Origin of the sequence: Rhodococcus tibetensis (assembly GCF_024438035.1) — a bacterium.
In the GTDB taxonomy this organism is placed as follows: domain Bacteria; phylum Actinomycetota; class Actinomycetes; order Mycobacteriales; family Mycobacteriaceae; genus Rhodococcus_F; species Rhodococcus_F tibetensis.
Window position 1 is genome coordinate 249,421 of record NZ_JANFQF010000007.1, and the last position, 19,608, is coordinate 269,028.

Annotated in this window: 25 protein-coding genes and 3 pseudogenes; 16 read left to right on the top strand and 12 right to left on the bottom strand. The window is 66.0% G+C overall.

Translation table 11 applies throughout. The features are described from left to right. The first annotated feature begins 18 nt into the window (after positions 1 to 18). Positions 19 to 1,635 (top strand): glycosyltransferase family 87 protein, encoded by a 1,617-nt coding sequence (locus NOF53_RS11005; protein WP_255968110.1) that lies wholly within the window; start codon positions 19 to 21, stop codon positions 1,633 to 1,635. Here NOF53_RS11005 and NOF53_RS11010 read toward each other — a convergent pair. Both NOF53_RS11010 and NOF53_RS27700 read right to left on the bottom strand, forming a co-directional pair. After that, complete coding sequence (locus tag NOF53_RS11010) at positions 1,632 to 1,919, bottom strand: CD225/dispanin family protein (RefSeq protein WP_255968111.1); 288 nt, start codon at positions 1,917 to 1,919, stop codon at positions 1,632 to 1,634. The genes NOF53_RS11005 and NOF53_RS11010 overlap by 4 nt on opposite strands. 111 nt (positions 1,920 to 2,030) lie before the next feature. After that, positions 2,031 to 3,296, bottom strand: a pseudogene (locus NOF53_RS27700) (LuxR C-terminal-related transcriptional regulator); the annotation flags it as partial. Between the two features lie 183 nt (positions 3,297 to 3,479). On the opposite strand from NOF53_RS27700, the gene mihF reads away from it, so the two are divergent. After that, positions 3,480 to 3,734, top strand: coding sequence for an integration host factor, actinobacterial type (gene mihF / locus NOF53_RS27540; protein WP_308213805.1), 255 nt, complete (start codon positions 3,480 to 3,482; stop codon positions 3,732 to 3,734). 270 nt (positions 3,735 to 4,004) lie between these two features. Here the strand turns inward: mihF and NOF53_RS11030 are convergent, their stop codons facing one another. The 3 genes and pseudogenes from NOF53_RS11030 to NOF53_RS11040 form a co-directional block, all read right to left on the bottom strand. Beyond that, the gene (locus NOF53_RS11030) at positions 4,005 to 4,322 is read right to left on the bottom strand and encodes a hypothetical protein (RefSeq protein WP_255968114.1); all 318 of its coding nucleotides are present in this window, start codon (positions 4,320 to 4,322) and stop codon (positions 4,005 to 4,007) included. Between the two features lie 362 nt (positions 4,323 to 4,684). Further along, complete coding sequence (locus NOF53_RS11035) at positions 4,685 to 5,575, bottom strand: hypothetical protein (RefSeq protein ID WP_255968115.1); 891 nt, start codon at positions 5,573 to 5,575, stop codon at positions 4,685 to 4,687. Between the two features lie 133 nt (positions 5,576 to 5,708). Continuing rightward, positions 5,709 to 5,911, bottom strand: a pseudogene (locus NOF53_RS11040) (hypothetical protein); the annotation flags it as partial. Between the two features lie 223 nt (positions 5,912 to 6,134). On the opposite strand from NOF53_RS11040, the gene NOF53_RS11045 reads away from it, so the two are divergent. After that, complete coding sequence (locus NOF53_RS11045; protein WP_255968116.1) at positions 6,135 to 7,097, top strand: ferritin-like domain-containing protein; 963 nt, start codon at positions 6,135 to 6,137, stop codon at positions 7,095 to 7,097. A 301-nt stretch (positions 7,098 to 7,398) separates the two neighbouring features. Here NOF53_RS11045 and NOF53_RS11050 read toward each other — a convergent pair whose 3' ends face one another. Together NOF53_RS11050 and NOF53_RS11055 are read right to left on the bottom strand one after the other, a co-directional pair. Continuing rightward, complete coding sequence (locus tag NOF53_RS11050; protein WP_255968117.1) at positions 7,399 to 7,617, bottom strand: hypothetical protein; 219 nt, start codon at positions 7,615 to 7,617, stop codon at positions 7,399 to 7,401. A gap of 253 nt (positions 7,618 to 7,870) precedes the next feature. Continuing rightward, positions 7,871 to 8,005: pseudogene (locus NOF53_RS11055) on the bottom strand (ANTAR domain-containing protein); the annotation flags it as partial. Between the two features lie 436 nt (positions 8,006 to 8,441). On the opposite strand from NOF53_RS11055, the gene NOF53_RS11060 reads away from it, so the two are divergent. The 9 genes from NOF53_RS11060 to NOF53_RS11100 all read left to right on the top strand — a co-directional run bounded on the left by NOF53_RS11060 (position 8,442) and on the right by NOF53_RS11100 (position 13,500). Next, positions 8,442 to 9,866: a WS/DGAT/MGAT family O-acyltransferase gene (locus tag NOF53_RS11060; RefSeq protein ID WP_255968119.1), complete on the top strand. Its 1,425-nt coding sequence runs from the start codon at positions 8,442 to 8,444 to the stop codon at positions 9,864 to 9,866. A 57-nt stretch (positions 9,867 to 9,923) separates the two neighbouring features. Then, entirely contained in the window at positions 9,924 to 10,118 is a 195-nt protein-coding gene (locus tag NOF53_RS11065) for a hypothetical protein (RefSeq protein ID WP_255968121.1), read from the top strand. Between the two features lie 49 nt (positions 10,119 to 10,167). Then, positions 10,168 to 10,308, top strand: coding sequence for a hypothetical protein (locus NOF53_RS11070; RefSeq protein ID WP_255968122.1), 141 nt, complete (start codon positions 10,168 to 10,170; stop codon positions 10,306 to 10,308). Further along, complete coding sequence (locus tag NOF53_RS11075; RefSeq protein ID WP_255968124.1) at positions 10,305 to 10,433, top strand: hypothetical protein; 129 nt, start codon at positions 10,305 to 10,307, stop codon at positions 10,431 to 10,433. Before NOF53_RS11070 ends, NOF53_RS11075 begins: the two co-directional genes overlap by 4 nt. A gap of 52 nt (positions 10,434 to 10,485) precedes the next feature. Beyond that, the gene (locus tag NOF53_RS11080) at positions 10,486 to 10,833 is read left to right on the top strand and encodes a hypothetical protein (RefSeq protein WP_255968125.1); all 348 of its coding nucleotides are present in this window, start codon (positions 10,486 to 10,488) and stop codon (positions 10,831 to 10,833) included. A gap of 311 nt (positions 10,834 to 11,144) precedes the next feature. After that, the gene (locus tag NOF53_RS11085) at positions 11,145 to 11,489 is read left to right on the top strand and encodes a WhiB family transcriptional regulator (RefSeq protein WP_255968127.1); all 345 of its coding nucleotides are present in this window, start codon (positions 11,145 to 11,147) and stop codon (positions 11,487 to 11,489) included. A gap of 558 nt (positions 11,490 to 12,047) precedes the next feature. After that, positions 12,048 to 12,758, top strand: coding sequence for a YwaF family protein (locus tag NOF53_RS11090; protein WP_255968175.1), 711 nt, complete (start codon positions 12,048 to 12,050; stop codon positions 12,756 to 12,758). A 214-nt stretch (positions 12,759 to 12,972) separates the two neighbouring features. Beyond that, positions 12,973 to 13,218, top strand: coding sequence for a hypothetical protein (locus tag NOF53_RS11095; RefSeq protein ID WP_255968129.1), 246 nt, complete (start codon positions 12,973 to 12,975; stop codon positions 13,216 to 13,218). Positions 13,219 to 13,296: 78 nt separating this feature from the next. Continuing rightward, the gene (locus NOF53_RS11100; RefSeq protein ID WP_255968131.1) at positions 13,297 to 13,500 is read left to right on the top strand and encodes a hypothetical protein; all 204 of its coding nucleotides are present in this window, start codon (positions 13,297 to 13,299) and stop codon (positions 13,498 to 13,500) included. Between the two features lie 216 nt (positions 13,501 to 13,716). On the opposite strand, the gene NOF53_RS11105 is transcribed toward NOF53_RS11100, so the two are convergent. Next, positions 13,717 to 14,079 (bottom strand): MerR family transcriptional regulator, encoded by a 363-nt coding sequence (locus NOF53_RS11105; RefSeq protein WP_255968132.1) that lies wholly within the window; start codon positions 14,077 to 14,079, stop codon positions 13,717 to 13,719. A 111-nt stretch (positions 14,080 to 14,190) separates the two neighbouring features. Between NOF53_RS11105 and NOF53_RS11110 the strand changes: the two genes are divergently transcribed. The 4 genes from NOF53_RS11110 to NOF53_RS11125 all read left to right on the top strand — a co-directional run bounded on the left by NOF53_RS11110 (position 14,191) and on the right by NOF53_RS11125 (position 16,098). Further along, positions 14,191 to 14,787 carry a DsbA family oxidoreductase gene (locus NOF53_RS11110; protein ID WP_255968134.1) on the top strand — a complete coding sequence of 199 codons (597 nt, stop codon included), beginning with the start codon at positions 14,191 to 14,193 and terminating at the stop codon, positions 14,785 to 14,787. Then, positions 14,784 to 15,278: a tRNA-specific adenosine deaminase gene (locus NOF53_RS11115; protein WP_255968136.1), complete on the top strand. Its 495-nt coding sequence runs from the start codon at positions 14,784 to 14,786 to the stop codon at positions 15,276 to 15,278. Before NOF53_RS11110 ends, NOF53_RS11115 begins: the two co-directional genes overlap by 4 nt. A gap of 26 nt (positions 15,279 to 15,304) precedes the next feature. After that, on the top strand, positions 15,305 to 15,625 hold the full coding sequence (locus NOF53_RS11120; RefSeq protein ID WP_255968138.1) for a DMT family transporter: 321 nt from the start codon (positions 15,305 to 15,307) through the stop codon (positions 15,623 to 15,625). 65 nt (positions 15,626 to 15,690) lie between these two features. Beyond that, on the top strand, positions 15,691 to 16,098 hold the full coding sequence (locus tag NOF53_RS11125; protein WP_255968140.1) for a DMT family transporter: 408 nt from the start codon (positions 15,691 to 15,693) through the stop codon (positions 16,096 to 16,098). A gap of 171 nt (positions 16,099 to 16,269) precedes the next feature. Here NOF53_RS11125 and NOF53_RS11130 read toward each other — a convergent pair whose 3' ends face one another. The 4 genes from NOF53_RS11130 to NOF53_RS11145 form a co-directional block, all read right to left on the bottom strand. Next, positions 16,270 to 16,800: an aminotransferase class IV gene (locus tag NOF53_RS11130; RefSeq protein ID WP_255968142.1), complete on the bottom strand. Its 531-nt coding sequence runs from the start codon at positions 16,798 to 16,800 to the stop codon at positions 16,270 to 16,272. An 86-nt stretch (positions 16,801 to 16,886) separates the two neighbouring features. Next, positions 16,887 to 17,150: a hypothetical protein gene (locus NOF53_RS11135; protein ID WP_308213801.1), complete on the bottom strand. Its 264-nt coding sequence runs from the start codon at positions 17,148 to 17,150 to the stop codon at positions 16,887 to 16,889. 723 nt (positions 17,151 to 17,873) lie between these two features. Beyond that, positions 17,874 to 18,086 (bottom strand): hypothetical protein, encoded by a 213-nt coding sequence (locus tag NOF53_RS11140; RefSeq protein WP_255968145.1) that lies wholly within the window; start codon positions 18,084 to 18,086, stop codon positions 17,874 to 17,876. Positions 18,087 to 19,416: 1,330 nt separating this feature from the next. Beyond that, on the bottom strand, positions 19,417 to 19,608 hold a 192-nt coding region (locus NOF53_RS11145; RefSeq protein WP_255968147.1), incomplete at its 5' end, for a hypothetical protein.

Below are 19,608 nucleotides of genomic sequence, written 5' to 3' on the forward strand. Positions count from 1 at the left end.
GACCGGTAGCCTCGCGTAGTGGCCGAGAACCCGAACGCGCACGTCGTCCGAGACGCGGGCGAGGCGGGATTCGTCTCGCCCGCACCGTTGGCGAAGGATCGGCGTTCCGCGGACTGGCGGGATGTTCCCGGCCGCACCGACCCGCTGGTCTCGGAGCTCTCGGGGGTGATCGGCGGCCCGGTGGGACGGCACGCGGTGGTGGGGCGCAGTCGGTTCTTCACCCCGATGCGAGCGATCCTGTTGCTGGCGATCGTCTTCCTCGCACTCGGCTGGTTCGCGAAGGCCCCCTGCATCCAGCAGGCCCCGGTGGGAGCGAACGGAGCGCTCGGCCTCGATTGGAGCGGTAGCCGGCAGTACGTCGCGATGTGTTACTCCGACACCGTGCCGCTGTACGGTGCCGAGCGGCTGAACGAGGGCGCCTTCCCGTACAAGAAGTGGTGGGAGGAAGACGCCGGCAACGGCCAGATGCAGCGCCGCTACATGGAGTATCCGGTGGTGTCGGGTCTGTACCAGTACGGCGCCATGGCGGTGGCCAAGGCGTGGGACGCCGTCCACTGGTTACCGGGCGCCCTGCAGGTCGCCATCTATTTCAACGTCGTGGCGCTGGGGTTGTCCTTGGCGTGGCTCGTCACCGTCTGGGCCAGTGCACTTCTGGCCGGACGTCGTATCTGGGACGCGGCGCTTGTGGCCGGCTCACCGCTTGTGATCGTCCATGCGTTCACCAATTTCGACCCGCTGGCAACAGCTTTCGCTACCGGTGGTCTGCTCGCATGGTCGCGGAAACGTCCGGTGCTCGCCGGTGTGCTCCTGGGCCTCGGCGGTGCGGCCAAACTGTATCCGCTGCTGCTCCTCGGGCCACTGCTGGTGTTGTGTTTTCGTGCCGGCAAGATGCGGGACTGGTCGGTGACCGCGCTGACCGCGACAGCCACGTGGCTCGCGGTCAATTTGCCCATCGCCCTGCTGTTCCCGCGCGGGTGGGCCGAATTCTTCAGGCTCAACTCCGAGCGCGGCGCCGACCCGGACTCGCTGTACAACGTCGTGTCTTCGTTTACCGGCTGGACGGGTTTCGACGGGATTCTCCCGGCGGGCCAGGCGCCCACCATCCTCAACGCGGTGTCGTTGGTGCTGTTCGCACTGGTCTGCGTGGGCGTCGGCTATGTCGCGCTCACCGCCCCGCAGCGTCCCCGGCTGACACAGTTGTGTTTTCTGCTGGTCGCGGGATTCCTGCTCACCAACAAGGTGTGGAGTCCGCAGTATTCGCTGTGGCTCATCCCGTTGGCTGTGCTCGCCCTACCGCACCGTCGAATTCTTCTCGCCTGGATGACCATCGATGCACTGGTGTGGGTGCCCCGCATGTTGTACTACCTCGGCGTGTCCAACAAAGGTCTTCCCGAGCAGTGGTTCACGTCCGCGGTGGTGATTCGGGATGTCGCGGTGATTGCTCTGTGCGTGCTGATCATCCGTCAGATCTACCGGCCCGAGGAGGACCTCGTGCGGTACGGGTTCATCGACGATCCGGCGGGTGGGGTGCTCGATCAGGCACCGGACGCGCAGCCGCGCTGGCTGCCCGCCTGGTTACGGCCTCGACCGACGGAAGAGGCACGCACCCAGAACACCTGGGTGACGAACGGCTAGGGGTTTGCAAGCACGTACGCGGCGCCGACGAGGAACACCGTGATCGAGACGCCGAGAGAAATGGCTCTGATCGACCATTGGCGGGCGTCGGAGGCGGCCCGCACCGAACGGTCGTACTCGCCCTGCTCCCACAGCCGGTGCACCGTGAGCGCGCGGAGAAGCGCGACGACGCCGAACGGAACGAAGGCGACGACCGCCAGGATCGCAAGCGGCAGACTGCTCGCGGGCGGCGGCGCCAGTGGGCCGTCGCAGTCTGCCGAGGTGTCCTGATGCTGCGCCGTCATGCATGCCTCCCCGTGGTCACGCCCACAACCGTGAGCGCCGACGTGGAGTATAGACCCGCCCAGATGCCCGGGTGTGCACCACCTTTCGCGTGGGTGATGGCTACGTTCCGGCTATCCGCCGGCTTGCACCGGGCGAGGGTGCGCGCGAGCCGCAACCCACGCCGCGACCTGGGTGCGCGAGCTGACGGCAAGCTTGTCGAGGATGTGTTCGGCATGGCCGTCGACGGTGCGCCGTGAGATCACCAGTGCGTCGGCTATCTGTCGATTGCTGAGTCCCTCGGCGAGGAGTTCGGCGATCTGCTGCTCACGATGGGTGAGCGGTGAGGTCTCCGCGGTCGGCGCCGGTGCCGCCTCCTGCCGGGTTCCGAGTGCGAGGTCGACGGCCTGGTCGATCGTCAGGCCTCGCGCTCCGACGTCAGTGAATCCTCGGTGACGTGTGGACCGAACGCTGCGACGGACGTGCCGAGCCGGTGCCAGACGCCCTTGGCGGCACCGCTCAGTGTGGCTGCCGCGTTGGCATCGCCGCTCGACGTCGCCACCCAGGACAGCACCTCGATGGACAGGGCCGTGCAGATCTTGTCCTTGAAGTCGCGTTGGATGCGCAATGCCTGCTGGGCCGCCTCGACGGCGTCGCCGCTCCGGCCGAGGTGGAAGTATGCGACGCTCGAAACCCACAGGGCATAGGCCTTGTTCCACTTCTCACCGTGCGTGTCCGACAGGGTGATCACCTCATGGCACGTCCGGAGGGCGTCGTCGAGCCGGCCGTCGTAGGTCTGGGCCATGCCCAGTTCGAACGATGCGGTCAGCATTGACGCTGTGTCGCCCACCGAGCGGTGAACGGCGATGGCGTCGTGGAACAGACGGATCGAATCCGCGGGGTCACCGGAGAAGACGGCATGGATGCCGCGCCAGTGGTCCGCGTGTGCCCGCAGCCGATCGTCGCCGAGTGCGGTGGCAATCGTCGTGCACTCGTCGAGGTGTTCGAGGGCGGCGTCGCGGTCACCTTGGATGAGGGCGGTCCAGGCGGTCACCCAGAGCACTTCACCCCGCTCCTGTCCAGGCCCGCACCCAGTCGATCGACGAACGGCCGGCTCGCGTCGAATAGTGCTCGAGATGGCGCTGACACAGCTCCTCGCTGTCACCACTGGATTCGAGAAGTTCGTGACCGTATTCGCGCACGGTCATTAGTTGTGAGTATCGGAGCTGCTCGGTCGAACGATCGACGGTGACAAGGCATTTGCCGATGAGCCGGTCGAGGACGTCGATGACCAGTGTGTCCGACAGGTTCCCGAATCCGCAGATCGCTTCTGCTGCATCGAGATCGAAGCTACCCGGAAATAAGGAGAGCCGGGCCCACAGCAGCCGTTCGGTGTCCGAATTCATCGGCCCCTTGACCAGAGTTCGGGTCCAAGGACGACACGCGCAGCCACCCCCAGGCGAACGATCTGGTCTACCTTTCTCCCTACGGAGAAGTAGAGACCCCTCGAAAGGAATCCACGATGACACCTCCTCCGACCCTCACCACCGAACAACGAGGCGCCGTCCCTCGAGAAGGCCTTCATCGCTCGTCGCACCCGCGCCGAGCTCCGCGACAATCTCAAGGCCGGCAATCTCACCCTCACCCAGGTATTCGACCTCGCCGACACCGAGGAGGTCGTCGGCAGAACGCGGTTGCTCTATATCCTCGAATCACTACCGAAGGCCGGAAGGGTCAAAGCACGAAACACCATCGAAGACACCAAGATCGCGGAATCGCGCCGGGTCGCCGGCGTCGGGTCCCGTCAACGCACCGACCTCCTCGACCGCCTCAGCTGAACGCACAACTCGACGTGGGTACGCCGAGACGCTGACTGACCACGCTCACCCGCACACTCATACACGGTCAAATACAGGGCGGGAACCACCGAAATGACGCGTCAAGGGCGCACCATCGCCGCCGCGATCGCACTCTCATGCCTCGCCCTCGCATCCTGCGGATCAACACCCGAACCCAAACCCGGCGCCGGCCCCGGAAGCCCGCATCGTGAGGTTCGCCGGTCCGGTCGAACAGAAACTCGAAAAGGTGCTTCGCATCGACGATGATGTTCAGTTCCGGGAACCAACCGTCGAACTTGATCTCCCCGGCTTCGCGGTATCGAGCGGCAGGATGAAGGCATACTTCCCGTCCACCAGAGTGACGAGTTCTTGAAATACCCGAGAAGGCTTCAACACCCCACCAGGGGTGTACCGTTCACCTTCGCCTGCCCGACCCCATGCCCCGTCCTCGGTTCCCGCCCGATCACCGATGATCCGTGCTTGGAGGGTACGCAGGTCCAACGGGCCGACTCCTTCGACCTCGACGATGTCCGGCGGTGTTTCTCCGGGCGCGAGTTGTGGTGGTTCTCGCGTGCGAACGGCATCCACCACAACGGATCCTCCACAACCCCCGGCTCGGACCCCCCGGCATGTCCGGGCTTTCCGGCTGTGTAGGAGGCATCGTGACTGACGGCTGCTCGGTCGGATCCTCGATGACACCGGGGTGGGGGTGGTGCTCGGATCGGTAGCGAAGGGATCGAACTCCGGCGATCCGGGTCGTGTCGGTGCGCCGGGTGTTTCGGGGTCGACACCCGACTGTTTCGGGTCGGGCACGATCGGTGAAGGCGGCGCCGTTTGCGGGGTCTCGGAGATCTGCGGAACTTCGACGTCGCTGCCCGGGCTGGTACCGGGTGCGGTTTCACCTCCATCCAGGGCCGGTCCATTCCGGGGTGCTCTGCTCGCCATCACTGTCACCAGATTCTTGCCCCGGTTCCGGAGTGGATCGGGCTGGGGTGTGATCTCCGGACCCGTCTCGGGCGCAGTGCCCTCTCCATCCCCTTGTTCTGGATTGTCAGGGGTCTCGGGAATAGGTTCCGCGTCCAGCGGGGCGGATACTTCTGAAGATCATCGGATTCGATCTGCTCGAGCTGACGTTGCTGCTCGATCCACGCCGGAGAGCCCATCGGCACGATGATCGGGGAACTGTTGACCGTGTCGGCGCCATCACGCGAGCGCGCCAACTGATACCCCGCATACCCAGCTCCGGCGATCACTCCGGCACCGATCGCCAACGGCAACGCCGCACCCGCCGCCGCACCCGCTGCTCCGGCACCGGCTTCGGTGGCAGCGCCTGCCAGGACCCCGGTCCCGATTACACCCGGTACCAGCCCCTGGTCGCCGCCCTCGACCGTCGGATTCTCGGGTAATGCCGGCGTGTCATCGGAATCGTCCGGTGTGGGCAGGTACTTCTGCAGATCTGCAGCCTCGATCTCCTCCAACCGGGCCTGCTCCGCATACCATTCCGGGCTTCCCGGCTCGAACGGGTCGGCGAGGATCGGATACACCAGGTTTTCGATGCCCGCGGTGTCGACGACCTGGACGAGTTGCCCGTCCCGGATCTCGTAGTGCGTCGGGATGGGGGTGCCGTTGGCGTCGTACGCCCACGGCGCATCGATCGTCGAAACAGGGTTACCGTCCGCATCGAAGACGAAAAGTTCGGGTTTTCCGTGTTCGCGATTGTGAGCATCGACGGTGATGAGGCTGTCATCGAATCTGTAGCCGATGCTCCGGGCCGGTATCCGTGGGCCAAGCTGGCCGATCTGGCGCCGGTCGAGTCCGGAGGGCCCATTGTTAGCTGCCACTTCCCAGCGACGCGTTATGGGCGGGCACATCTGATGTTGCGATCGCTCCACCGGGAGATTTCGTGGCCGCCCACTCCCGTACGAGTGAGACACATCGTGGGAAAACTCTGCTGGTCAGCTGAGTTCTGTTCAGCGGCCCGGATTGCGGTGTGCCGGAACCGATGGTCAGGTCCTCGGTGCCCTCGAAGACGAGGCGTCCGTCTTCGAGGGCGATGGCCCACCGATGCACGGGTGCCCACTCGTGCCCACGCTCGTCCAAGTCGGTCGGCGCGGCATAGTCCTCGACGACTCAGCGGTCTGCGCCTCCTCGGATTGTCGGCGCACCAACAGCCGCATACCCACCGTGACCGCCGCCGCAGGCACCGTCTCTTCGCACTCGTGTTGTCGGGCATTGCTCGCATCCTTTCGCTCGGTGGATCCCCCGGGGCATTTGCAGATCTCCGCATAAGCAGCGACACGATCCGGCGCACGACGATTACCGAAGGGTGGGGCGGGGTAGTCACGGGGCGGTGCACCCTGCGCCGACCGATGCCGTCCACCGTCGAAGGGGTAATCCCGCATGAGCACACCCGACACCACCACACTGCTGACGCAGCTACGCACCATCCTCGACCTGACCAACACCGAGATCCAGATCGCCGAGACCCGGGTAGCCCAGGCCCGAACCGAGGCCGTGCGCCGGGAACTGACCGAGAACGCGCAGAACGCCCGCGCCCGGACCGAGGCCATCGACGCCGCGATCCGCGACCTCGGGGGAATCCCCGAGCTGATCGGGCCCTTCCTCGGACGCGCCGCCGCGGCGGTGAAGACGGTGGTCGAGCAGGCCCAACCGTTCGAGGAAGCCCTTCTCGGTGACCTCGCCCTCGAACATCAACTCCTCGACCGCGCCCGCTACGTCAAAGCCCTCGCCACCGCCGCGGGCCGGAAAGACCTCGAGAATCTGGCGTTCCGCCTGATCACCGCGCACCAGGCCACGGTGGACTGGCTGACCATCGTCCTGGCCGAGGACGCCCTCGGTGGCCCGGCCGCGCTGCGCCGCACCCCGCTGCAGGCTGCCACCGGCACGGCGGTGCGGTTGATCAATGTGCCGGTGTCCTGGTCCGCCCGCGGCCTGGATCGGGCCCTCGACTCCGTCCGCGCCACCCCACCCTCATTGGGGGACCTGTTGAGCCGGGGCGCGCACGCCGGCGATGTCGCGGTCAAAACCCTGGCCGCGAGCCGCGACGCTGCCCTCGAGACCGCGGAGAGGGTCACCCGCAGAGAAGGCGCCAACGGTACCGCCGACGCCCTGCATTCGGTCCGCACCAACACCGGTGTCCTGGAACCCGGCGAGTTGCCGATCGAGGACTTCGACGAGCTCAACGTCTCCCAGGCCGTCGCGGCGGTGAAGGAACTCACCGAATCCGCCGATGTGCGGGCGATCGTCGCCTACGAGGAAGCGAACAAGAACCGGCACGGGGTCGTCTCGGCCGCCCAGACCCGTTTGGCGGCGATCGCCAAGGAAGTCGCCGGCCTCACCTGACCCGGCCACATGGTGCCGTCCGTCAGCATGCGCGGACTTGGCCCCGTTTCACGGAATACCCCGCAGCCTCGAGGGGACGCCGCGATAGCTTGCCGACGCGTTGTTGTCGGTGCGGCGGTTTATCGTGGCTTCCGCGACGAGCAACAGGTCGCTGCACACTGACCAGACCATGGATCTTTCATGGTCCTGATCTGCGGAGTTTCCTCAGATCGGTTAGATGTGTGGCGCCCTGTTTTTCAGTTTGTTGGGCAGGGTCCCGGTGGTTGCCGGCTGCGGTGCGGTGTTTGGCGAGTAGCCAGCCCTAGGCCTCGCGGGGGAGGTTGGCCGGCGGGGTGTCCCGGTCTGCGTGATGGATGTCCGCGTTGAGACCGCCGAGGTTGTGCGTGACCCCGACGGAATATCGGCCGACGCCGAACCGCACCAGGCAAGCACGCTGCCCCCGGACACGACCATCAGCACCATGACCGCAACCGATGCCACCCGGTTGGCCCTTGTTCAAATACTTATCCTTCGAGGACATCCGCGCTCTCCTTCTCTCGTCCCGGGATAGATGTGCTTCTCGCCGCGCATCGTGTGCCGGTCAATGCCGTGGTGGGCCTTACGACGCAGCGTATTTCGACGCCCCAGCTTTTCATCAGCCGGCGGCCGCCGACAGCGAGCGGAATCCGATTTCGGGTTGAACGACGATGAGTACGCCGACACCGATTCTTTGGTGCTGGCGCTCCCGATCTCCTTGGATGGGAGGGGATCGGGAGTTGGTCCGACCGCTGGGTGACGCCGAGGTGGTGGCGCCGCGCGACATCGAGCAGTTCGTCGAATGCCTGGGTGTCGGTGCAGCCGCGGCCGGCGATCAGGATCCCCTTCGCGGTGGCGAGGACTTCCCGGCCGTCGGGTCGCCGCCGCAGCAGCGGAAATCGGCACCGGTAGTGGGACGACTGGTGGCGATGGTTCGGGGATGTCCTTCGACGGCCACGGGTTGCTTCTTGCGGCTCGTGCATCGGCAGGACCGTGGTCTCACCGCACCCGACAACGTAGTGGGTTGCGTCACGTTTTTCGATAGTCGACCAGTTCTAACCCGAGGATTGCCCGCCTGTCACCTACTCGAGCGTCCAGTCGTTGAACCTTGCACTGACCTGCGAATAGGCACTCGGCGCCAGATGATTGCCCGTGTTGGCATCTCCGTCGCGGTGGGGTACAACTAAACCAACGTGTCCGGTTTGTGATTCATCACACACCTAACCGTGACCGTGACCTACATCCGCACCACCGCCGGTTCCTCCGGAACGGAACTTTCCGTTCCGAGTTCCGGAAGCCACGCGTCGGGGAAGAAAGGGCCGAACCATCATGTTGCTTCCGATGTCGCCGACCGACTCGCTGTTTCTGCTGGGTGAGTCCCGCGAGCATCCGATGCACGTGGGCGGCCTGGCCCTGTTCACCCCGCCGGAGGGGGCGACGGCGGCGGACGTGCGGGTGCTGTTCGAGACCGCCCTGACCGGCGAGCAGGTGGCGCCGCTGTTTTGTCGGCGGGCCCGCCGCTCGGTGGCCTCCCTCGGCCACTGGGGATGGGACACCCTGCCCGACCATGAGGTGGATCTGGGCCATCACATCCGCCGGAATGCACTGCCGCGGCCGGGTGGGATGGCCGAGCTGATGACGTTGGTGTCCCGCTTGCACGGCATCCTGTTGGACCGCAGCCGCCCGCTGTGGGAGATACACCTGATCGAAGGCCTCGCCGACGGCCGGTACGCGGTCTACATCAAGATCCACCACGCCCTCGCAGACGGGGCGTCGGCGATGCGGCTGCTGCGCGAGAGCATGAGCGAGGACCCGCACCGCCGGCACCTGCCCGCCCCCTGGCAACCCCGGCACCGCCTGGCGGTGGTCCCGGAACCGACGGACGCCGAGAGCATCGCCGGCCTGACCTCGACGCTGCCCGGGATGGCGTGGGACGCCGCCCGGAGTGTGGCCGGGGAAGTCGCCGGTCTGGTTCCCGCGGCGGTGGGCACCGTGGACCGGGCGCTGCGCGGCCGAGGCGGTGCGGTCTCGCTGACCGCGCCGCGCACCCTGCTGAACGTCCCGATCGGCGGTGCCCGGCAGGTCGCCGCCCGGTCCGTTGCGCTCGAGCGGATCCGGCTGTTGGCCAAGCACGCCGACGCCACCATCAACGACATCGTCCTGACCATGAGTGCCGGGGCGCTCCGCTCCTACCTGCGCGGCCGCGGCGCGTTGCCGGCGGATCCGCTGATCGCGATGGTCCCCGTCTCGTTGCGCGGCCCCGACACCGGGCACGAGTCCGGAGGGGAATCCGGCGGCAATCGGGTGGGGGTGTTGATGTGCAACCTGGCCACCCACCTACCCGACCCGGAGCACAGGCTGGAAATGGTCCGCACCAGCATGAACGAGGGCAAGCAGGCATTGCGGGCGATGAGCCCGGCGCAGGTGCTCGCGATGAGCGCCCTCGGCGCCGCCCCACTCGGGCTGGAGATGCTCCTCGGCCGGCGGGGCCCGTTGCGGCCACCGTTCAACGTGGTCATCTCCAATGTGGCCGGACCACGAACCCCGTTGTACTGGAACGGGGCCCGCCTCGACGCCCTGTTCCCGCTGTCGATTCCGACCACCGGGCAGGCCCTCAACATCACCGCCACCAGCAGCGACGACCGGATTGCCTTCGGGCTCACCGGCTGCCGGCGTGCCGTGCCGGACTTGCACCCGATGCTCGACCATCTGGGCGACGAACTCGACGCCCTCGAGCGGGCCGTCGGACTGTAGACCCCGAACCCCATCCAACCCCGCAGGTCAGACCCCGGCACCGAGGAAGGATCCGACATGCACACCACCGACCACACCGCATGTCCCGACGAACCGACGACCTCACGCATGCGGTCCGGGACATCGATCACGCTCGGCGCCGCGGCAGCGGCGTCCGCACCCGCATGGGCCGTGACCGGATCCCTGCCCCTGGGCGGCCTGGCCGCGGTCGCGGCCCTGATCTGCATCGCCGCCGCCGCTGTGATGATCTGACCACCTTTCCGGCGCATCCGAATCCCTCCACCCGACAGGAAATTCACCGATGAGCACCATCACACCGACACCCGTCCCGGCACGCACCTCGGCGGTGTCGGGGACGATCAGTACCGAGGAGATCAAGGCCCGCATCGAGGCCACGTTCGCCCACGACGACGAGTCCGCGCGGCCGGGAGAATCGACATGACCACCGTCTTCGTGCGGGTGAGTGTGCTGTCCGCCGCCATCGCCGGCACCGCGGCTTTGCAACGGTTTCTCGGCCGGGTCGGTACCCGCCGCACCCGCGGTGCCCCGTTCCACCCGAACGGCTGACCTCGCCCGACACGTGGCGGCGACACACCATCTTCCGTGGTGAGGAGCAACGATGCGACTGGATTCGGTGCCGGTGACGCTGGCGCGCCTGAACTACCGGGTGCTGCGGATCCCCTTGCAGGTGATCGAAGACCGGGGGATGTCCCGGATCGACGAGCAGGCACCGGCCCGGTTGGCGTTCGAGCATTTCCTGATCGACTGCGATCGGGCCGCCGCGTACCTGCTCGGTGATGAGAATGCCGCCGCCCGCGCCGCGGACCTGCGCCGCCACACCACCACTGTCCGGTTCACCATCGCCCATGAGCAGCAGCGGATCCAGCACGAACGGCTGATTCTGCTCGCTCGGCAGCGGGCCCGGTTCAACGAGCGCCGCCGCCACAGAGGTGGCCGCACCACGTAGCCGGGGAGCCGGCACCGGCCGCCGGAGGCATCGGCGTGGCCCGAGGTGGTCGGTCTACGTGAACGGCGCGTGGATGTGAGCAAACCTGCAGGTAAATCGCGGACTCGCAGCCTTGACTGGCGGATGTGTTGGACACCCGATCGAGTAGCGCCGGGGCCGCGCCCTCCGGTATACCTCTAAAAACAGGGTGACCGGTTGCTATATGCCACGAGGGGTAACCGGTACCCGAAGCCACCTGAACGACCTGAAAACCAATGCCCTGGCGCGGGCGATTCATTCCTCGGGGTCGGAGAAAACGAAAGGAATCGACAGTGTTACCCGCAGGAACCGCACCGATACCGGCGTCCGAGACCGCCACCACCGAGGCCGTGGGATGGCAGGACCGTGCAACGTGCCGCGGGGCCGAATCGTCGGTGTTCTTCTCCCCGGACAAGGAACGCGGCCACGCCCGAGCCCGACGGGAAACGCGGGCCCGGCAGATCTGCCAGGACTGCCCGGTGCTCACCGCGTGCCGCGACCACGCCCCGGCGGCCGGTGAACCATACGGAATCTGGGGCGGCATGACCGAAACCGAGCGCAGACGGCACACCCGCAGTCACCGCCACGACGATCGCCGGCCGCCACCACCAAAACGGCAGATGGCGCCCTCCCGGTAGCGGCGATTCTGGCGCCCTCCTGACAACGACACTGCCCCGATCCACGGCTGCAACAAGGTTTCGCCGGGTCAGCAGCCTTTCCGTGCCCGTTGGATGTACCCCACCTGCATACGGTGATGGACCGACCGAACAGCGCCGCGGGATATTTCTGATCACGTCGGTGGTGTGCGCGGCGGGAGCGCTACTGGCACTGTTCCTCGGCCGCCGCCCAGCCAAGGTCCGGCCGGACCGGCGCCCCGGGGTGGCGCCTGGCGGTGCCGGACCCGCGCCCGCGATCCTGCTGGACCAGCAGGATCACCCCCCTGCCGCCGCCGCTGCCGCCACCGCAGCGTTCGCGTCGTCCAACCTCGCCACGGCTTTCCCGCTCCGCAGCTGCTTCCGTTCGGAACCAACAACGCACCCCTCCGTGAAAGCGAATTATCAGCAGGGGACCGGCGGTGTGGTACAGGATGGAGGAAGCTCACCGCTGTGTGACCGGGGCGGGCCGCAGGTGGCGCGCGTGGAGGGACCCCGATGCACCAGAACGCCGCGGGGGATGACACTGCGGAGTTGATGGACGTGTTCACCGCACAACGGGAGTTCACGGCCTACGGTCCGTCGTACTGGGCCGTGATCGCGGTATTCGTCACGGTCGCCGCGCTGCTGGTCTGGCTCGGGCGCCGGCAGAGCGAAGCGCAGGCGCGCCGTCTCGGCCGCGCCCTGGCGGTGCTGACCGCCGTGATCTACGGTGCGGCGCTGGTCTATTCGCTGTTCCCGCCCAGCATCGGCGGGTCGGTGCCGCTGCGCCTGACCGATCTCGCGACGGTGGCGGCGGCCTACGCGCTGTGGTCGCAGGCACAGTGGGCGTTCGCGCTCACCTACTACTGGGGTCTGGTGCTGAGCACACAGGCGTTGATCTCACCGGTGCTGACCAGCCCGGACTTCCCCCACCACGAGTTCCTCGCGTTCTGGGGGATCCACCTGCTCGTCGTCTGGGCGGCGATCTACCTCACCTGGGGCCGGCGGATGCGGCCGCGGTGGCGCAGCTACCGGATCGTGGTCCTGGTCACGGCGGTCTGGGCGGCAGCCACGGTCACCTTCAACGCCATCGCCGGCACCAACTACGGGTTCCTCAACCGAAAACCCGCCACCGCGACCCTGCTGGACGTGCTGGGCCCCTGGCCGCTGTATCTGCTGACCGCGACCACGCTGATCCTCATCGTGTGGGCGATGATGACGTGGCCGTGGGAGCGGACCCGTCACCACACCGAAGGCGGACAGCGGGTCTGATTTACGGCACCGGATCCACACTATGACCAGTGCCCACCCCGGTTTAGTGAGCCGGTGATGCGGATTTCATGCCGACAGGCAATCCGCCGGTCTCCTTCCCGCCGGTCCGCACGATCTTTGCCGGCCGATAGCACGCGGCGACTACTCCGACCGTGCAACCATGAACGGCGTATCACTGCACCGCACCGATTCGTGACAGGCGGGAGTGAGCACGATGCCGAACCAGTCCGGACATCCCCAGTCGCTGCGACAGGTACAGGACTGCGCGACCGCGATGCGCCGATGGCTGGCCACCGACGACAACAGCGCGGCGCTGATGGCGCACCTGCGCGCCGAACCGGTCGACGCCGCGTGGTTGAGCACCTACCGGCGCCTGCACCGCGACCTCACCAGGGCGGTCGGCACCGCGCACCGGACCGATGCGCCCGAACCCGCGCACACCCCCGGAACACCGAACTAGGAACCGCTCGGTGTCTCCGTGCGGCGAAGCGTTGCGAACGGCAGGGCCCGATGCAACTCCTGCACTCGGGCGCCGAAGATGACCGCCGAACAGCGCGGGGCGCTCGAACGGGTGCGGGACGCACACGCGGTGCTGCGCAGCTTCATGTACCTCACGGACCCCAACATCCCCACACCCGTCCGAGTGGACACCTACCGTCAGCTCACCGACGAACTGATGGAGGCGGTCGGCGCCGCACAAACCGCGGGCGTCCCCGAGGCCGTCATCTTCGACAACATGTGACCTCGATCGATCGCCGGGATCACTCGTAGCGCGCACGCCAGCGTCCGAGTAGAGCTTTCCGCCCCCGGTACGGATGCGCACCGCCACGCAGCCGAGCGGGCCCACACCGCCCCCACCGACATCGGCGACGACGCACCGGACTGACAGACACGGCATTGATCCGGCCGCCTGGCCATCGATGACCGGTCACCGATCGCTGACCGGTCGCGCGGGGGCTCAGTCGCGCGAGGTGCTGGGCAGGGCTGTGTCGGTTCGCAGTGCCTGCAGGGTGTCGAGTTCGCGGTCGATGTCGCGTCGCTTGGCCTCGAGGCGCTCAACCTCTTGTGCCAGGAGTTGGTCCATCACGCCGGTGCGCTCCTCGGGTGGCGCTTCGAGGCACGGGAGCAGGTCGCCGATCGTGGCACTGCACAGGCCTGCGGCGAAGAGGTGCTGGATCATGATGACGCGTTCGACCATGGAGTCGTCGAAGTCGCGCCAGCCGCCGGTTGTGCGCTCGGACCGGATCAGGCCGTGGTCCTCGTAGTACCGCAGTGACCGTGGGCTGACTCCGCTTGCGTCCGCCAGTACACCGATGCGCATGACACCTCCAGATCGGGCCGAACTGGCCCCAGCATTGCAGCTGACACCGGTGTGAACTTCCACAATCGACGGGCCGCACCCGATCGGGGTGCCGATCGAACCGGAGGTCGCATGACTGTCCAGATCCATATCTGGTCCGACTACGTCTGCCCGTTCTGCCTGATCGCCGATGAGCTGATCGAGCGCGCGATCGCTGACCGAGCCTACGTGGAGGTCGTCCACCATGCGAACGAGCTGCGTCCCTACCCGACGCCGACCTTGCGGCCGGAGGACGAATACCTGCCCGACATCTGGCAGCGCACCGTCTACCCGATGGCCCGCCACCATGAGGTGCCCATGACGTTGCCGAGTGTCTCACCGCAGCCGTACACCAGGCTGGCCTTTCGCGGCGCCCAGTACGCCGCCGATCAGGGGCTGGGCGGCGACTATCACCGGCGGCTGCTGACTGCGTTCTTCCGGGAGGACCTGGACATCGGCGATCGGGAGGTGTTGGCCCGCCTGGCCGAGGAGGCCGGGTTGGATCCGGTCGCCTACTCCGCAGCCCTCGACCAGGAGGAGTACGCCGAGCGGCACCGCCAGGCGCTGGCCGAGTCGGAGCGGATGGAGATCACCGTCGTGCCCACCATCGTCATTGGCGGGCGTCGGATCAACGGTGTGGCGACCGAAGGCGTGATCCGGCGGGCCCTGGACGAGGCGGCTGCTGCATGAGCCGCGACACCAGCCGGCTCGTGACCTTGATGGCCGAAGCGGTGGATTTCAGTGTGCGCCATGTCGAGGCTGGGGGACTTCCCTTCGTTGGGCTGCTGGTCGCTGATGACGGGTCCGTGTCAGACCCCGGCGTGAACCTGGTCCGCGAGACGGGTGACCCCAGTGCCCACGCCGAGATCGTCGCGATGCGGCACGTCCTGCAGGAACGCGGTCTCACCAGTCTGAAGGGCATGACCCTGCTGGCCACGGGCGAACCGTGTGCTCTGTGCTACCGCTTCGCCGCGGAGCACGGAGTCGACGCAGTCCACTTCGCCGTCGATCGCACCACCGTCGCCCGCTGGGGATTCGACTACCGCTCCAGCTACGACGCGCTCGGAACCGACCGGTTGCTCATCGCCCAGGGTGCGCAACTCGTGACCGTCGACCGTGGTCTCGAGCCCTTCGCGAGATTCCTCGAGCTTCACGGCACCGCACTGGCCCCCCAGCACTGAAGTCACACTCACACGAAGGACCAACCATGCACTGGCTCTACCTCGGCATCGCCGTGCTCTTCGAGATCACCGTCGCGATCGCGGCCGGCAAGGCGCAAGGTTTCACCCGCGTCGGGTGGACCGCGGCGACCCTCGTCAGCGGCGGCGTCGCCACCTACTTCCTCAGCCTGGCGCTGCTCACCTTCGACATCGGAGTGGGGTATGCGATCTGGACCTCCGTGGCAGGCGTTGGGATCGTCATCCTCGGTGCCCTGCTCTTCGGACAGCGCCTGGACTGGCGCAAGGCCCTCGGGATCGCGGCCGTCATCGGCGGCGTCGTCGGGCTCCAAATCAGCGGAGCGGCATGACCCCACGCACGCACCCTCAGCCACAGCCCACCTGCCCGACCAAGCCCCACAGGAAGGCCACACAGATGTCCACGGACACGACCACTTCCCGCAGCACCATCACGAGCGCCTGGCTCGTCCTCCTCTTGGCCGGACTCTTCGAAATCGGCTACGCGCTCTCGGTCGGAGGCAGCCAAGGCTTCACAGTGCTGCCCTGGTCTCTCGTCGCGATCGCCTTCTTCCTCCTGACGCTGTTCGCGCTCAGCGTCGCACTTCGCAGCATCGACGTCGGCATCGGCTACGCCGTGTGGGCCGGGATCGGCGCGGTCGGCGCCGCCGTCCTCGGACCAGTCTTCTTCGACGAGACCCTCACCCCCGTCAAGGCCTTCTGGCTGGCCGTCATCATCGGCGGCGTCGTCTGGCTCAAGGTCGCGGACGGCACCAAGGGGGCGAAGTCCGAGGAACCGGCTCAGCCGCAACCATCAGATATCTAGCCGCATCCGGGTCAGCCGTCGCCGCCCGAACGACGCGATCGAACTCCGAAGTGTGGCATCCATCATCGACGTGTCCGCACGTGGTCACATCAGGGGAGCCCGTGTGGCACAAGATCCGTTGAGGGTCAACGTCGGCATTCGTCGATCGAGACCATCCAGGAGCAGCAAGCCTCAAACGGTGACGAGAGACTCGTCGGCGTACGGGGCGTGCAGCACCCGCACGAGTTGCTCGTCGTCGGTGAACTGGTGGTCGCCGATCCGGTCCACCGGGATCCCGGGGGTCCACGAGTTCATGACGACGGCGGCTGAGTACACGCCGAGATCCTCGGCGTGTACGTCGACTGTTCGATGCGCGACTCCTCGGGCGGCGAGTCTCCTGGCCAGAACTTGCATCGTGATCCCGGGCAGCAAGCCGGCGCGTGGCCAAATGACAGACTCGCCGTCCCAGAAGGCGAGGTTCCAAATGGTGGCCTCGCCAAGCGACCGTGACGGGTCGACGAATGCGGCATCGTCGAAACCACGGGCCGCTGCATGGCGCAGGAAGAAGGTCTTGCCGACCTCGCCGACGTGCTTCAGGTGCGCCAAGTGGCGTTCGTGACGTACGACGTCGAGGCGCAGCGGACCAACTGGCGGTTCGGCCGGAACCCGATGAGCGCACGAACACGTCGAGCTCGACCGGGATCCTCGGAGCGATAAACTCACCCTCCCGCTGTGTCACGAAGCAACTCAACGATGCGTCGGCCGGTCCCGCTTGAATCGCCTGTCGACGACCATACGGCCCGGACGGGCTACTTCGAGGACAGCCACAGTCTGAATGCTTCGGCCGTCGCCGCCTGCAAAGTCGTCCCCCGGGTGGCTACTTCGATCTTCACCTGCCGCAGCAACTCCGGGTCTACGCGGGCGGAGAATTGAGGGAGTTTCGGCGCACCCACGGACGGTGCGGCGAACTCGGCTGCAGTCCTCGGTACGAGCGAACTGTTATCACCATCGGGCGTCGCGGTCTGCAACGCGGTGTCGGGTGCTCCCATGAAGTGCTCGTTGGACATCTTCATCTCCTTGACGAACCGATGAGGTAGCTGTCGACGAGATCGGCGGCCTCGGTGCTGCACCCTGGCGTGTCCGTTCCACGAGGCCGGCCTTGCAGTCGACATGTTGCGGGTTACGCGGAGTATCGGAAATTCTGTTGCCTACAGTGACGACTGGAACGGACCTGAACCGAAGCCTACGGATAGGAAGCCTACGGATAGAAAGATAGCAGGCGTGAAGGCAAAATAGGTTGTTACCAAGAAAACAAACGAATGCAGGATACGTAGTGCCCGTCGGACAAAAAGGGTAATCACGGTTCCAGCTAGTGTTTGGCACCAGCTATCGCGCCGCCGGTATGAAATGCCATGCAATGTAGCTTGGTAACAAGCTAGCAATCTCTCTTGCTGGACGTCCAACCAGTAATAAAAACCGTTGTACGTCTGACCAGAACCGAAATTTACTGTACGTCCGACCAATTCAGAGAAGCACACTGCCCAGGCATTTACGAAGCCAGTCGTCTCCTTCTCGGATGCACAATCTCCGTCCTTGCAGAAAGCGATTCTTACGGGGTAGCGGCGTTGGCCCACCCCCCTTTCCCCGCCGATAGGTTCTCAATCAGCAATTTCCCCGCGGGGCGCACGCGCGCCTTTTCGGGGACAGCTAATCAATTAACCGACACGCCGTCCCGATCGTTGACACGGTCGAATCATGCTGTGCGCCTGTTCAGTTATTCGAATGACATCAGACGTTTAATCGCCAGCGGTGGAGACTGTTCCCACGTCGTGGAACATCGGCCCCACTGTGTTCGGGTCCGCCGGGTCGGCACCGAAAGCGTTGCCGTTGGCTAGTCCTCGCTCTTCGAAGATGAGAAGCGGCAGAGCAGGCGGGACCGGATCCCGGCCCCGTCGGCTGGCGCGGGCGAGCGAGCACGGCAGGAACTTCTCCGGGTCCGCTGCTGTCATCGAGAATTCCCCCAGACAGGGGTTCGGCCGGGAATGTTTTCACATTCTCGGCCGGATCTCTGCTTCACGAGTTTTTCACCGTTACCGATACCTCTCTCGATCCGCGAATTCAAATATTCGCGCGTACAGCGGCCCACCGCAACGGCCAGTACTCACGCCCAGTCGTCGGGCGTCCATGATTTCCTGGCTGTGAACTTCCGGTCCCCATCAACCTGGCAGGGACCTTCCCGGGAGGACACTACGAGATATGCGGAGCGTGTTCGCTCACCAAGCTGTTCTGGTCATGACACCGGACGCTGATACCGGTGCCCCGGCGCCGCGGTCACGTCCGCGTTATGCACGCACTGGGGCCACCAGCGGCCCTGCTCGCTGGCGCGGCACCACATACAGACGATCCGTGACGGTGACCAGGTCCGGATCCGGATCGTGTTCACCGTCGGCCCGGCCCAAAAGCGCTGTCCGGTGCCGCATCGAGCGGGCGTTGGCCACCGGCCACCTGTGTGGGCCAGGTACTGCCCATACCCGATGGCGACTGCGCAGCTGCGCCCCGGCCGCTCCTACCGCAGACGAAGCCGAGCAGGTGGTCTGCCTGTTTCACGATGCGAACGGGACACCGTCCTCGGGATCGGACCCCTCGATATGACACGGGACTGCTGAGGACTTTCTTTATCTGACTAATTGTCCAGGACGTTTGACCATTTGATCGCCCGTCCAATAAATGCGAGCACAGGTCCTCAGATATTGGTCAATTGTTCAAATCGATGAAATCAAAAAAATTCTCCGTGTCGTGAAACGTTTCTGAAGTCAGGTCGATATGCAAGTAAGCGCGGATCAGCAGATCCCGTGGAATGCAACAAGGGTGAGGAGTGATTTCTGATGGGTTCTGCAGGTATTGACTTCAGTGTCGCATTCGACGCTTTCCTGAAGTGGTTGAGCGTCACCTTCGGCGGTGGCATCGGCATCGGCTGACCGTTCGGCGCCAAACTAAGACAGCAGCAGCTCGACTCACCAGGACAGTGGAAGTCGGGCCGCTGCCATGCCCGGATGAATCTCCGCGAACACGGTTCGCGGACAGCAGGTCCCCTTCACAGGCCGCTCGTTCCGGGTGGGCTACCGACCCGGATCAGCCCCAACCGTCGACAGAACAATGCAGCACTTGCCCTGCCGTCCAATGTGAGAGTGGTGCGCAAGGCTGGAAACCGTTGGGATCCAATGCTGCGGCACGTGAGCGCGCCCGGACCCGGCGGCGACAACGGGGCCGACGACCTTCGGCCGGTGCAGCGTGGTGGCGGTGGCCACGTCTGGGACGTCGCCACCGCCGCTGCGGCTGTTAGCTGCCGAACCCGCTGAGGAGGTCGAGGAGGCCGTCAAGACCGAAGTCCAGGCCGCCACCGCCCGGGGAGGTCGAGGTGACGGTGACCCGCACCGGGGCGATCGGGTCCTGGTAGTCGACGTCGCCCTCCTCCTTGCACTTGGTGCGCACCTGGTACTCGCCGTCGGGGAAAACGGCCGACGTGCCGAC